A 13,710-nucleotide genomic window follows, 5' to 3' on the forward strand; every position below is an offset into this window, starting at 1 on the left:
AAGAAATATATTATACACAAAAATTTTGTTAAGAATTCAAGGAAACTATTGATAAAAATAGATAAAATAATGTATAATTGGTATATACCAATTATACAGAGGTAATGAACAAATGGATAAAATAAATAAAAATAGTACAGTACCGATACATACTCAACTTAGTTCTATAATAAGAAAGATGATAGAAGAAGGAGAACTAAAAGAAGGAGATTCTATAATTCCAGAGAGAGAACTATGTAGCATGCAAGATGTTAGTAGAATGACAGTAAATAAAGCAATATCTACATTAGTTTCAGAAGGATTACTTTATAGAGTTCAAGGTAAGGGTACATTTGTAGCAAAAAATAAAAAGAAATATCAATTCTCAAATATAAGAGGATTTACAGATGTAATGAAAGAAAAGGGAATAGATATAAGGACTGATATACTTTCTTTTGAAATGGAAATTCCTAGTGAATTAATGAAAAGGAAATTAGGAATAAGTGATGATAAGACCAATATATATAAAATTGTTAGATTAAGATATACAGATGGAGAACCATTTGCTATAGAAACAGTGTATTTATCAGAAGCTTCGTGCAAAGGTTTTACTAAGGGTATGATTGATAACAATTCATTATATAAAATATTAAATGAAACATATAATCATAAAATTACAAAAGCAAACCAAAGTATAGAACCAATAGTTTTATCAAAAGAAGAAAGTAGGCTTTTAGAAGCTGAAGAAGGTTCATTAGCACTTAAGATACAAAGAAATTCATACGACATAAACAAAGAACCTATAGAATATACTATTTCAGTATTTAGAAGTGACAAGTTCCAATATGAATTAATATTAAGTGAGTAGGTGATTGATATGAAATGTATAGTTAATGGGAAAATAATATTAGAAAATAAAATACTAGAAGATAAAGTATTGGTATTTGATGAAAAGATAGTGGATATAAGTGATGAGGTGACTCAAGGCTGTGAAATTATTGACGCTAAAGGACAATTTGTATCTCCAGGATTTATAGATATACATATTCATGGGAATATGGGAAAAGACACAATGGATGCAACTGAAGAATCAGTTACAACTATAGCAAAATCTGTGGCTAGATATGGTGTAACATCATTTTTACCAACAACTATGACAATGGATAAAGAATCAATATATAATGCATTAGATGTTGTCAAAGAGTTAATGGGAAGTGGAGAAAGTAGAGCGGAAATATTAGGAGCTCATTTAGAAGGCCCATTTATACACCAAAAATATAAAGGAGCTCAAAATGAAACATTTATAGCAGAGCCAAGTTATGAATTTATTAAAAAGTATAAAGATGTAATAAAGGTAATAACTTATGCCCCAGAAAATGATGAAAACTATGAATTTACTAAAGAAGTAGTTAGAAATACAAATATAGCATTATCAATAGGACATAGTAAGTCAACATATAAACAAGCTATGGATGCTATAAACTTAGGAGCTAGAAATATAACTCATATGTTTAATGGTATGACACCTCTTAACCATAGAAATCCTGGTGTAGTAGGTGCAGCTCTTACAAGTAATGCATACTGTGAGATAATAGCAGATACAATCCATATAACTACAGATTTATTCCAATTTATATTAGACAATAAAGGTGAAGATAAAATAATACTTATAACAGATTCTATAGAAGCTGGCGGACTTGAAGATGGAGAATATTCTTTAGGTGGTCAAAAAGTTGTAGTAAAAGATAGTCAAGCAAGATTAGAAAGTGGATCTTTAGCAGGAAGTGTAATGCCACTTAATAAAATGGTATATAATTTCTTAAACAATACGAATTTAGATGTAAGAAAAGTTGTAAAGCTTGCTTCATTAAATCCAGCTAAATCAATAGGTGTTGATAAAATTAAAGGAAGTATAGAGATTGGAAAAGATGCAGATATAGCTATATTTGATGAAAATATAAATTGTTATATGACTATAAACAAAGGAAACGTTATATTTAAAAAATAACATGTAGGGGGAAAAACATGAGAATATTAGTATGTAAAAACTATGAAGAAATGAGCAAAAAAGCAGCACAGATGATATTAAGCCAAGTTACATTAAAGCCAAATTCAGTTTTAGGATTAGCAACAGGAAGTACTCCTATGGGTATGTATAAAGAATTAGTAAATATGTATAAAAATAATGTTATAGATTTTAGTGAAGTAACTACATTTAATTTAGATGAATACTATCAACTACCTATAACTAATGATCAAAGTTATCACTATTTCATGCATGAAAATTTATTTAACCATATAAATGTAAAAAAAGAAAATATACACGTACCAAATGGTATGGTTAAAGATATAGAAGCGGAATGTAGCCGATACGATAATTTTATAAAGGAATCTGGTGGAATAGATATACAAGTTTTAGGTATAGGTCACAATGCTCATATAGGATTCAATGAACCAACTATAAACTTTGAAAGAGGAACTCATTTAGTTGATTTAAAAGAAAGTACAATAGAAGCTAATGCAAGATTCTTTGATAAGATAGAAGATGTTCCTAGAAAAGCGATAACAATGGGAACTGGATCGATATTTAAAGCTAGAAAAATAATGTTATTAGCTTGTGGAGAAGGTAAAGCAGAAGCTATATACAACACTGTATATGGAAAAGTTATACCAGAAGTTCCAGCTTCAATATTACAATTCCACAATGATATAGTATTAATATTAGATGAAGAAGCTGCAAGTAAATTAAATCCTGAAGATTATAAGTTAGTTTAATATGAATATAAAAAGGCTATGATGAAAGTAGTATTATTTAAATCTTATTGAAAATGAAATTAGATATGCTGAGAATACAAAACAAGGAGTAATACCTATCCCATCTGATGGAATAGAAAATTCTCAAAGTAATACTAAATATATAAAGAAAAAGAACAATTAAAAGATAAAAAATAAAGCTAGATGTTAAATCTAGTTTTATTTTTATGTGTAAATTTGGTAAAATACAAAATTTTATAAAAATATTGACTAAATAGAAAGAAATGTTATAATAAAATACAGAAATGATAATTAATTTCAAGTATAAACGGAAAACAATTAGGAGGCAAATTCATGTTAAAGAAAAAATCATTAGCATTACTTTTGACATCAGTTTTAACAATGGGTGTTTTAAGTGGATGTTCAAGTAAAAGTATAAATGAATCTAGCAATGAAACAAGAAAGGTTCAAAGTGTAAAAGGAGAAGTTGAAATACCAGCTAATCCACAGAAAATAGTAGATATATCAGGATCTACAGAGGAATTATTAATATTAGATAAAAAACCAGTTGGATCAGCAAACGTAGATTCTTATCAAACTGATAAATTCCCATCATACATAGAAAATAAATTAGAAGGAACAAAAATAGTTGGTCATTCTATGATGGACACTATGGATATGGAAGCTATATTATCATTAAATCCAGATTTAATAATAATGAGTCAAAGACAAGAAAAAATATATGACCAATTAAAAGAAATTGCTCCAGTAGTTATGATGAAAGACTATGCAAATGATTGGAGAGCTAAGCTAGTTGATATGTCTAAATTATTTGATCAAGAAAATGTTGCAAATGATTGGTTAAAAAAATATGATGAAAAAGCACAAAAAATGGGTAAAGAAGTAATAGCTAAAAATGGAAATAAATCATACTTACCAGTATTATCAACAACAGGAAGCTTCATGGTATTTAGTGATGCAGGTATAGGAACTATAATTAATGAAGATATGAAATTAGCTAGACCGGAAAATATGCCGAAGCAAGATGGTATAACATTACCAACTGTTACTATGGAAGGTTTAACTAAAATAGATTCAGACCATATAGTAGCAATAGCTACTGAATCTGATAAAAAAGATTTAGATAAAAGTAGTGTATGGTCAAAAGTAAGAGCTGTTAAAGAAGGCAATGCAACAATACTTGATGCTATCCCATACTTTACTCAATGCTATAACCCAATAGGAAGAGAAATGTTATTAGAGCCAATGATGGAAGCTTTAACAAAATAATTGATTAATACAGGTGTGAGATAATGTATACATTTTTCACACCTTATTTTATATTTAAGAGATTTTATGAAATAGAAATAAATGGGTATATGAGAAAATCTAATTTTAAGCTAATAAAGTTTTGGAGGAAAATATGGTTAAGTTGAATAAAAAGAAAAAAGCATATTTGTTAATTGTTTTTGGTCTTATCATTCTTGCATTAGGAATTTTATTATCAATATCCCTAGGTGCAAATGATATGAGTTTTAAGACAACTATACAAAGCTTATTCTCATCAAATGTTGATATAAATACAAATATAGTTAAAGATATAAGATTACCAAGAGCAATAGCTGCAGTATTGGTAGGAGGATTTTTAGCAGTATCCGGTGCTATAATGCAGGGTATAACTAGAAATCCAATTGCAGATCCATCTGTTATGGGTATAACTCAAGGAGCTACATTTACAATAGCAATAGCCTTAGTATTACAAGTACTAATTCCTGGATTTGCATTAGGAAGTTTTGGTCTTATGATATTTGCTTTTTTAGGTGCAAGTATTAGTGGTTTATTAGTTTATTTTGTAAGTTCTAAATCAAGAGGTAAAGTTGATCCTGTAAAGCTTGCTTTAGCAGGAACTGCTCTAGGTACATTATTAGTGTCATTAGCAATGGCAGTATCAATGTATTTTAATTTATCACAACAGTTAAGCTTTTGGATAGCAGGTGGTCTTACAAGTGCTAAATGGGAAGGTGTTAAATTACTTTTCATAGTAGGAGGAGTATCCACTATACTAGCTATGGTAATGGCACCTAAGATAACTATACTAAGTTTAGGGGAAGAAGTAGCTATAGGACTTGGACAAAATACAAACTTAGTAAGATTTATATGTTTATTATTAGTTATACTATTAGCGGGTTCATCAGTGGCTGTTGCTGGAAATATAGTGTTTGTTGGTCTTATAGTACCTCAAATCGTCAAAGCAATAGTTGGAGCAGATTATAAGTATATAATTCCTTGTTCTTTGGTATTAGGAGCAATACTGTTAGTATATAGTGATATTATGGCAAGAATGATAAATCCACCATTTGAAACACCAATAGGTTCATTAACTGCACTTTTAGGAGTTCCAGTATTTATATATCTTGTAAGAAAGGAAACTAAATAGACTATGAAAATGAACAAAAATAAAAAATTTTTACTTATAAGTGCAATTTTAATAGTATTAATATTTATTACGTTTTTAGTAAGTTTAAACTTAGGTTCATTTGCTATAAGTCCAGAGGATGTTATAAAAACATTAATTGGACAAGGGCAAAGAAATCATGAAATAGCTATATTTAAACTAAGACTACCGAGAATCGTAATGGCTATATTAGTAGGTACTGCGCTTGCAACAGCAGGAACAATACTTCAAGGTGTAACAAAAAATGATTTAGCGGACTCGGGTATACTAGGTATAAACTCAGGAGCAGCATTATTTGTAGTAGTATACATATTTTTAATGAATGGGAATGTATATGATGGAGTTAGTGATTTTACGATATTTACAATGCCAATAGTAGCACTAGGTGGTGCTTTATTTGGAGCGTTTTTAATATATATTTTAGCTTGGAAAAATGGTATAAGTTCATCGAGATTATTACTAATAGGAATAGGAATAAATGTAGCATTTACATCTATTCTAACAATATTCCAATTGAAGTTTACAACACAAGAATTTAATAGAGTTATGGCATGGACATCAGGAAGTATATGGGGAACTAGCTGGAAGTATGTACTTGCAGTTTTACCATTTATATTACTATTTATGGTACTTACTATTTATAAAGCCAGATACTTAGATGCAATAAACCTAGGTGATGAGATATCTACAGGGCTTGGAATAAATGTTGAAAAGGAAAGAAGAAAATTAATTGTTTATGCAGTTATATTATCTGGAGTTGCTACATCAGTAGCAGGTAGTATAGCATTTTTAGGTTTAGTTTCACCTCATATTGCAAGAAAATTAGTTGGGCCTAAGCATAAAAAACTAATACCAACAGCAGCACTTATAGGAACATTGATATTATTAGTTTCTGATACTATATCAAGAAATTTATTAGCACCAATAGAGATACCTGTAGGTATAGTAGTATCTATAATTGGTGTACCGTATTTTATTTATTTAATGCTATCAAACTAGAAAGAGGGAATAAATATGAATTGTATAACTACGAAAAATTTGAATATAAGTTATGGAAATATAGATATTGTTAAAGATTTAAATTTAAAAATACCTAAAGGTAAAATAACTACAATAATAGGTGCAAATGGATGTGGTAAATCTACTATATTAAAAACAATAGGTAGAATTATAAATCCTAAAAGTGGAAATATTTACGTAAACGATAAGGATATACACAAACAAAACCCAAAAGATTTAGCTAAAGAAATGGCAGTACTTCCTCAAAGTCCTCAAGCACCAAGTGGATTAACTGTTGAAGAATTAATTTCTTATGGAAGATTTCCACATCAAAGTGGATTTGGAAAAGCTAAAAAAGAAGATAAAGACATTGTAAAGTGGGCTTTAGAGGTAACAGGTATTTTAGAGTTTAAAGATAGAGATATAGATGATTTATCAGGTGGACAAAGACAGAGAGCTTGGATAGCTATGGCTTTAGCTCAAGAAACGGATATACTTTTACTTGATGAGCCAACTACATATTTAGATTTAGCTCATCAACTTGAAATTTTAAAATTATTAGAAGAATTAAATAAAAAAGAAGGAAGAACCATTGTCATGGTTATACATGAACTTAATAATGCTGCTAGGTTTGCCGATCATATGATAGGCGTTAAAAAAGGTAAAATAGTATGTGAAGGTAGTGCTAATCAGGTTATGACAAAAGAAAATCTTAGAGAAATATTTAATATAGATGCAGAAATTGTTAAAGACCCAAGGACACAAAGACCAGTATGTATAACGTATGATATGGTTTAAAAGGTGAAAAAGTGGACAATCAAGAATCATTAAGACATGAAAGTATAAGTAATTTATTAATAAAATACTCAGTACCTGCAATACTTGCAATGATGGTAACATCTCTTTATAACACTGTGGATAGAGCCTTTATAGGTTCTATTGAAGGTGTAGGGGCACTTGCTATATCTGGTCTTGGGGTTACTATGCCAATATTTACAATAATAGTAGGTTTTGGGGTTTTAATTGCAGTTGGAGGAAGTACTAATATTTCCATAAAGCTTGGTGAACAAGACAAAGAAAATGCAGAAAAAGTGTTAGGAAATACATTGATGTTAGTAATTATTATATCTTTGATAGTAGTGATAGTAGGCATTTTATTTATAGATAAAATACTTTACCTATTTGGTGCAAGTGAACATACAATTTCTTATGCAAGAGATTATATAGGAGTTATATTTTTAGGAACACCATTTAATTTAATTGCATTTTGTTTAAATAGCGCAATTAGAGCAGAAGGTAACCCTAAATTAGCTGCTAAGACTATGATAGTAGGATGTATATTAAATGTAATATTAGACCCTATATTTATATTTGTATTTGGTTTAGGTATAAAGGGAGCAGCTATAGCTACAGTACTGTGTCAAATAATAATATCAATATGGGTATTAAGATATTTCTTAAGAAAAAAATCAAGCGTAGAGCTAAAAAAATCAAATATTAAAATGGATTTTAAAATAGTAAAGGTAATTATATCAGTAGGTTTAGCACCTTTTTTAATGGAAATGGCAACTGGATTAATACATGTAATAAGTAATAATTCTTTAAAAGTGTATGGAGGAGATTTTGCAATAGGGGCAATGACTTGTGTAACTTCTATATACCTTTTATTTATGATGCCTGTGTTTGGGTTAAGCCAAGGGATGCAAACTATAATAGCATATAATTATGGAGCTAAGCAGTATGATAGAAGTAAAAAAGCATTAATTTTAGCAATAATAACGGCTATATTTATATTGACGACTGGATTTATACTGATAAAAGTATTTCCAGAATTCTTTATAAGTATATTTAATAAAGATAAATCACTTATAGATTTAGCTAAAAAAGGTATAAATATAAATTTATTCGCGATGCCGATAGTTTCTATAGCTATAATTGGTCCAGTATATTTCCAATCTATAGGAAAAGTTAAGCAATCAATGTTTTTAACATTACTTAGACAATTTATAATATTAGTGCCATTAATATTAACCTTACCGAGAATTTTAGGACTAGATGGAGTATGGATATCGCAACCAATAGCAGATATAATGGCAGTTATTATAGTTAGTCTATTCTTATTTAAAGAATTTAAATCTCAAGCTAAATAATAACAAGATAAATAAGTTGTTTTAACTAGTTATTATTACAATGATACTGTATTATAATAGATGACTAGATTGTTGGATAAAAATGGAGGGATAGATATTGTTGGGTAAAATTATATTGAAGGGATTAAGACTCTTTGCAGGATTTTTTATATGTGCTTATGGAACTATATGTATTATAAATTCTAGCCTAGGTGCTGCACCTTGGGACGTTTTTCATCAAGGAGTATCATATAGAACAGGCATAACTATAGGTACAGCAAGTATTATAGTTGGACTACTTATTGTAATTATAGATGCATTACTTGGAGAAAAAATAGGTATCGCTACTGTATTAAATATGATATTCATTGGGATTTTTATGGATATAATAGTTTTTAATAATATGGCACCGTTGCCAAATAATAAAATAATAGGATTTGCCACATTAATAATAGGATTAATATTTTTATCTGTTGGAACCGTATTTTATATGGGATGTGGACTTGGTAGTGGTCCAAGAGATGGTTTAATGGTTGCTCTTCAAAAGAAGACAAAAAAACCAGTAAAACTAATAAGAGGATGCATAGAACTAGGAGCTTTATTAGTTGGAGTTATTTTAGGAGGAAAAACTGGAGTAGGAACAATTATAGCTGCTTTAAGCCTAGGATATATTATGCAAATAGTATTTAAAATATTTAAATTTGATTCTTCTAAAATTAATCACAAGTCTATTGAAGATAATATAATAGGAATTAGAAAATATTTAAATAGAGAAAATAATATGACAGAAGAAATAGTTGAAAACGAATAACCAAAAAATAACATCTTTGAATAAAGATGTTATTTTTATATATAAAAATACTAAAAAAATATATAAATTAATTTTTATTATTTTATAAATTAATTTATATAAATTAGGGATACTAAACTTTATAAATATTAATATAAACACAATTACTAGGAGATATTAGACAAAGTGTTTAAAATGCTAGTTTTTATATATGAAAATAAAAAATAAAAAAATAACTAAAATCTATTGAATTATAGTATGAATTTTTATATAATAAATTTTGTTGTTTAGAAATTTTAAACATAGTGTTTAGTTATAATAACAAAACCTTAGGAGGTGGAACTATGGATATCGGTGAAAAAATAAAACGAATGAGAATAGAAAAACAACTGACCCAAGAAGAATTAGCAAATAGATGTGAGTTGTCTAAAGGATTTATATCTCAATTAGAAAACAACTTAACATCACCATCCATTGCTACCCTTATAGATATACTTGAAATATTAGGTACAAATTTAAGGGAATTTTTTAATGAAATAGATGATGAAAGGATTTCTTTCACAAAAGATGATATGTTTGAAACAGAAGATGAGGACTTAAAATACACATTTACATGGCTAATACCAAATTCACAAAAAAATGAAATGGAACCTGTAATAATAACTTTATATCCTGGTGGGCAATATAAAGAAGAAAAACCACATGAGGGAGAAGAATTCGGATATGTACTTGCTGGAGCTATATATTTACATATAGGTGATAAAAAAAGTAAAGTAAGAAAAGGCGAAAGTTTCTACTTTAAACCAAGAGCTAATCATTATATATCAAATGCAGGAAAAACTACAGCAAAAGTAATTTGGGTGAGTACGCCACCGTCATTCTAGAGAAGAGGTGTTAACAATTGGTAGAAAATATAATAGAATTACACAACATATCTAAAACATACGACGATAACACAGTTTTAGATAAATTAAATTTAGATATAAAGAAAAATGAGTTTTTGACATTACTAGGACCAAGTGGATGTGGTAAAACTACAACTTTAAAAATAATAGCAGGTTTTGAATACGCAGATGAAGGTCAAGTTTTATTTGAAGGTAAGGAAATGAACAACCTTCCTCCATATGAAAGACAAGTAAATACAGTATTCCAAAAGTACGCGTTATTTCCACATATGAATATTTACGAAAATATAGCATTTGGTCTTAAGATTAAGAAAATGCCAAAGGAAGAAATAGATAAAAAAGTAAAAGAGATGTTAAAACTAGTTGCATTAGAAGGTTTTGAAAATAGAAAGGTTGATTCTTTAAGTGGTGGTCAACAACAAAGAATTGCTATAGCTAGAGCATTAGTAAATGAACCTAAAGTTCTTTTACTAGATGAGCCTTTAGGAGCACTAGATTTAAAATTAAGACAAGAAATGCAAATAGAGTTAAAAAGAATGCAACAGAAATTAGGAATAACTTTTATATTCGTAACTCATGACCAAGAAGAAGCACTAAGTATGTCAGACACTATAATAGTTATGAACAAAGGAAAAATTCAGCAAATGGGAACGCCGGAAGATATATATAATGAGCCAGAAAACTCATTTGTAGCTAGATTTATAGGTGAAAGTAATATATTTGATGGAGTTATGCTTGATGATTTTAAAGTAGTATTTTGTGATAAAGAGTTTGATTGCGTAGATAAAGGTTTTGAAAAAAATGAAGATATAGAAGTTGTAATAAGACCAGAGGATATAAAAATGGTTAATGCAGAAGATGGTATGTTAAAGGGAACAGTTACATCTACAGTATTTAAAGGAGTTCACTATGAAATAACAGTAAAAGAAAATGACAGAAGTTGGATACTTCATAATACTAAAAATGCTGAAATAGGATCAATGCTTGGTATGGATATATATCCAGAAGATATTCATATTATGAGAAAAGTAGCTGAATAATATGAAGAAAAATCATTTTTAGCTTATCCATACGTAATATGGAGTGCAATATTCATAGTAATCCCTTTAATATTAGTAATATTTTTCAGTTTTAGCACAGAAGTAGATGGTAAATATGTATTTTCATTAGCAAATTATAAAGAACTAATGGACCCAATATACTTTACAGTATTTTTTAGATCAATTATGTTAGCAGGAATAGCAACATTAATATGCCTTATAGTTGGTTATCCAGTTGCTTATATAATTTCTAAAGCACCTATAAGTAAAAGAGGAACTTTAATATTATTATTTATTCTACCAATGTGGATGAATTTCCTTTTAAGAACTTATGCTTGGGTAGCAATACTAGGTAAAAATGGTTTATTAAATTCTTTCCTTGGATTATTTGGAGTGGAGCCAATAAGTATTTTATATACTAATTTTGCGATACTTCTTGGTATGGTATATAACTTCTTACCATTTATGGTGTTACCAATATTTACATCGTTATCAAAAATGGATAATGATTTAGTTAATGCAGCACACGACTTAGGAGCAAATAAATTCCAAGTTTTCACAAAAGTTATTTTCCCACTTAGTCTACCAGGAGTTATATCTGGGATAACAATGGTATTTATGCCAGCAGTTACAACATTTGCTATATCAAGACTATTAGGTGGCGGTAAATTTATGTTACTTGGAGATTTAATAGAACAACAATTCACAGTAGTAGGAGATTGGAACTTCGGATCTGCTGTATCAATATTTATGATGATAGTTATATTAATATCTATGGCTATTATGGCTAAGTTTGAAGATGAATCAGACAAGGAAGGCGGTGGGTTATTATTTTAAAGTTAAGAAAATCAATATCTAATATATATTTATTTTTAGTGTTTATATTTTTATATGCACCAATATTTGCATTAGTTGTATTTTCATTTAATGATTCTAAATCAATGGCTCACTGGGGCGGATTTACATTTAAGTGGTATGAAAGACTAATTCATAATGAAAGTATTATGAGCGCTTTATATTATACAATTATAGTAGCATTAATTTCATCTATAATAGCTACAATAGTTGGAACGATAAGTGCAATAGGGATACATAAAATGAAAAGCAAAAATAGAAAGTTAATGCTAAACATTAACTATCTACCAGTATTAAACCCAGATATAGTTACAGCAGTAGCACTTATGAGTTTATTTGTATTTTTAAATGTAGAATTTGGATTTACTACTATGCTTTTAGCTCACATAATGTTTAATATACCATATGTAATACTATCTGTTTTACCTAGAGTAAAGCAATTACCACAAAATATTGAAGAAGCAGCTATGGATTTAGGAGCAAAACCTATATATGCTCTTAGAAAAGTAATACTTCCTCAAATAAAACCAGGTATAATATCTGGATTTTTAATTGCTTTTACTATGTCTATAGATGATTTCATAATAAGTTTCTTTAATACAGGAAATGGTGTTAGTAATCTTTCTATAGAGATATATGGTATGGCTAGAAGAGGTATAAAACCTGAAATAAATGCATTATCAACTATAATGTTCATCGTAGTTTTAGGTTTACTTTTACTATCAAATAAAAAACAATCTATAGTAAGAGGTGAGAAGTAATGGCTATATCAAAAAAAATAATATCACTTTTAACTATTACTGGATTAAGCTTAGGACTTACAGTAGGGTGTGGTAAGAGCAATGAATCAAAAAATGTTCTTAGTGTATATAATGTCGGAGATTATATAGACGAAAGCCTTATAGGAAAATTTGAAGAAGAGACAGGAATAGAAGTACAATATGAAACTTATGATACAAATGAAATGATGTATCAAAAAGTAAAAAGTGGGAGCACAAGCTATGACTTAGTTTTCCCATCTGACTATATGGTAGAAAAGATGAAAAGTGAGAAGCTTCTTCAAAAAATAGATTTTAAAAATATACCGAATTTTAAATATATAGATAAAAATTTCAAAAATCCTATATATGATGAAACTAATGAATATAGTGTACCTTACATGTGGGGAACATTTGGGATTTTATATAATAAAAAAATGGTAGATGAACCAGTAAATAGCTGGGATATACTTTGGAATCCTAAGTATAAAAGTAATATAATGATGTTTGACTCTGTAAGAGACACTATGGGAATAGCACTTAAAAAACTTGGATATAGTATGAATACTACTGATCCAAAAGAAATAAATGAAGCAAAAGAGCTTCTTATGAAGCAAAAAGACTTAGTACTAGCATATGTAAATGATGAAGGAAAAGATAGATTACTTGGAGAAGAAGCTGCAATGGGTATAATATACTCAGGAGATGCAGTAACTTTAATGGAAGAAAATCCCAATCTAGAATATTCAATACCAAAAGAAGGTAGTAATAAGTGGGTTGATGCAATGTGCATACCAACTACAGCAAAGCATAAAAAAGAAGCAGAAATGTTTATAAACTTTTTACTAGACCCTGAAAATGCCAAGGTAAATGCAGAATATATAGGTTACTCAATACCTAATACAGGAGCATTAGAATTATTAGATGAAGAAATAACAAGTAACCCAGTGGCATATCCTCCACAGGATGTACTTGATAAGTCTGAGACATTTATAGATATCGGTAATGATATAAAAATATATGATAGAGCATGGATAGAATTAAAA

General features: G+C 28.6%; 14 protein-coding genes. All 14 read left to right on the plus strand.

Annotated features, from left to right (window positions below; genetic code table 11):
- Positions 1 to 112 precede the first annotated feature (112 nt).
- Positions 113 to 847 (plus strand): GntR family transcriptional regulator, encoded by a 735-nt coding sequence (locus JWF52_RS08215; RefSeq protein WP_208333097.1) that lies wholly within the window; start codon positions 113 to 115, stop codon positions 845 to 847.
- 9 nt (positions 848 to 856) lie between these two features.
- Positions 857 to 1,987 (plus strand): N-acetylglucosamine-6-phosphate deacetylase, encoded by a 1,131-nt coding sequence (gene nagA / locus JWF52_RS08220; RefSeq protein ID WP_208333098.1) that lies wholly within the window; start codon positions 857 to 859, stop codon positions 1,985 to 1,987.
- A gap of 17 nt (positions 1,988 to 2,004) precedes the next feature.
- On the plus strand, positions 2,005 to 2,754 hold the full coding sequence (nagB, locus tag JWF52_RS08225; RefSeq protein WP_208333099.1) for a glucosamine-6-phosphate deaminase: 750 nt from the start codon (positions 2,005 to 2,007) through the stop codon (positions 2,752 to 2,754).
- Between the two features lie 333 nt (positions 2,755 to 3,087).
- Entirely contained in the window at positions 3,088 to 4,023 is a 936-nt protein-coding gene (locus tag JWF52_RS08230; protein WP_208333100.1) for an ABC transporter substrate-binding protein, read from the plus strand.
- A gap of 133 nt (positions 4,024 to 4,156) precedes the next feature.
- The gene (locus JWF52_RS08235) at positions 4,157 to 5,170 is read left to right on the plus strand and encodes a FecCD family ABC transporter permease (protein WP_208333101.1); all 1,014 of its coding nucleotides are present in this window, start codon (positions 4,157 to 4,159) and stop codon (positions 5,168 to 5,170) included.
- A 3-nt stretch (positions 5,171 to 5,173) separates the two neighbouring features.
- Positions 5,174 to 6,187 carry a FecCD family ABC transporter permease gene (locus tag JWF52_RS08240; RefSeq protein WP_208333102.1) on the plus strand — a complete coding sequence of 338 codons (1,014 nt, stop codon included), beginning with the start codon at positions 5,174 to 5,176 and terminating at the stop codon, positions 6,185 to 6,187.
- 15 nt (positions 6,188 to 6,202) lie between these two features.
- Positions 6,203 to 6,985, plus strand: a complete 783-nt coding sequence (locus JWF52_RS08245; protein ID WP_208333103.1) for an ABC transporter ATP-binding protein — start codon at positions 6,203 to 6,205, stop codon at positions 6,983 to 6,985.
- Positions 6,986 to 6,996: 11 nt separating this feature from the next.
- Positions 6,997 to 8,337: an MATE family efflux transporter gene (locus tag JWF52_RS08250; RefSeq protein ID WP_208333104.1), complete on the plus strand. Its 1,341-nt coding sequence runs from the start codon at positions 6,997 to 6,999 to the stop codon at positions 8,335 to 8,337.
- Between the two features lie 97 nt (positions 8,338 to 8,434).
- On the plus strand, positions 8,435 to 9,127 hold the full coding sequence (locus JWF52_RS08255; RefSeq protein ID WP_208333105.1) for a YczE/YyaS/YitT family protein: 693 nt from the start codon (positions 8,435 to 8,437) through the stop codon (positions 9,125 to 9,127).
- A 323-nt stretch (positions 9,128 to 9,450) separates the two neighbouring features.
- Complete coding sequence (locus JWF52_RS08260) at positions 9,451 to 9,990, plus strand: helix-turn-helix domain-containing protein (RefSeq protein ID WP_042277796.1); 540 nt, start codon at positions 9,451 to 9,453, stop codon at positions 9,988 to 9,990.
- 17 nt (positions 9,991 to 10,007) lie between these two features.
- Positions 10,008 to 11,051, plus strand: coding sequence for a spermidine/putrescine ABC transporter ATP-binding protein (gene potA, locus JWF52_RS08265; RefSeq protein WP_208333106.1), 1,044 nt, complete (start codon positions 10,008 to 10,010; stop codon positions 11,049 to 11,051).
- Positions 11,052 to 11,198: 147 nt separating this feature from the next.
- Positions 11,199 to 11,888, plus strand: a complete 690-nt coding sequence (locus JWF52_RS08270) for an ABC transporter permease (protein WP_286184064.1) — start codon at positions 11,199 to 11,201, stop codon at positions 11,886 to 11,888.
- The gene (locus JWF52_RS08275) at positions 11,879 to 12,667 is read left to right on the plus strand and encodes an ABC transporter permease (RefSeq protein WP_208333111.1); all 789 of its coding nucleotides are present in this window, start codon (positions 11,879 to 11,881) and stop codon (positions 12,665 to 12,667) included. The genes JWF52_RS08270 and JWF52_RS08275 overlap by 10 nt, the downstream gene beginning before the upstream one ends.
- Positions 12,667 to 13,710, plus strand: a 1,044-nt coding sequence (locus JWF52_RS08280) for an ABC transporter substrate-binding protein (protein ID WP_208333107.1), incomplete at its 3' end; no start/stop codon positions are given. The genes JWF52_RS08275 and JWF52_RS08280, both read left to right, overlap by 1 nt.

Source organism: Clostridium sp. CCUG 7971 (assembly GCF_017590215.1).
In the GTDB taxonomy this organism is placed as follows: domain Bacteria; phylum Bacillota; class Clostridia; order Peptostreptococcales; family Peptostreptococcaceae; genus Faecalimicrobium.

Coding starts and splice junctions, on each gene's coding strand:
- JWF52_RS08230 (WP_208333100.1), top strand. CDS start 3,088: ATGTTAAAGAAAAAATCATTAGCATTACTTTTGACATCAGTTTTAACA.
- JWF52_RS08235 (WP_208333101.1), top strand. CDS start 4,157: ATGGTTAAGTTGAATAAAAAGAAAAAAGCATATTTGTTAATTGTTTTT.
- JWF52_RS08270 (WP_286184064.1), top strand. CDS start 11,199: ATGGACCCAATATACTTTACAGTATTTTTTAGATCAATTATGTTAGCA.
- JWF52_RS08215 (WP_208333097.1), top strand. CDS start 113: ATGGATAAAATAAATAAAAATAGTACAGTACCGATACATACTCAACTT.
- nagA (WP_208333098.1), top strand. CDS start 857: ATGAAATGTATAGTTAATGGGAAAATAATATTAGAAAATAAAATACTA.
- nagB (WP_208333099.1), top strand. CDS start 2,005: ATGAGAATATTAGTATGTAAAAACTATGAAGAAATGAGCAAAAAAGCA.
- JWF52_RS08240 (WP_208333102.1), top strand. CDS start 5,174: ATGAAAATGAACAAAAATAAAAAATTTTTACTTATAAGTGCAATTTTA.
- JWF52_RS08245 (WP_208333103.1), top strand. CDS start 6,203: ATGAATTGTATAACTACGAAAAATTTGAATATAAGTTATGGAAATATA.
- JWF52_RS08260 (WP_042277796.1), top strand. CDS start 9,451: ATGGATATCGGTGAAAAAATAAAACGAATGAGAATAGAAAAACAACTG.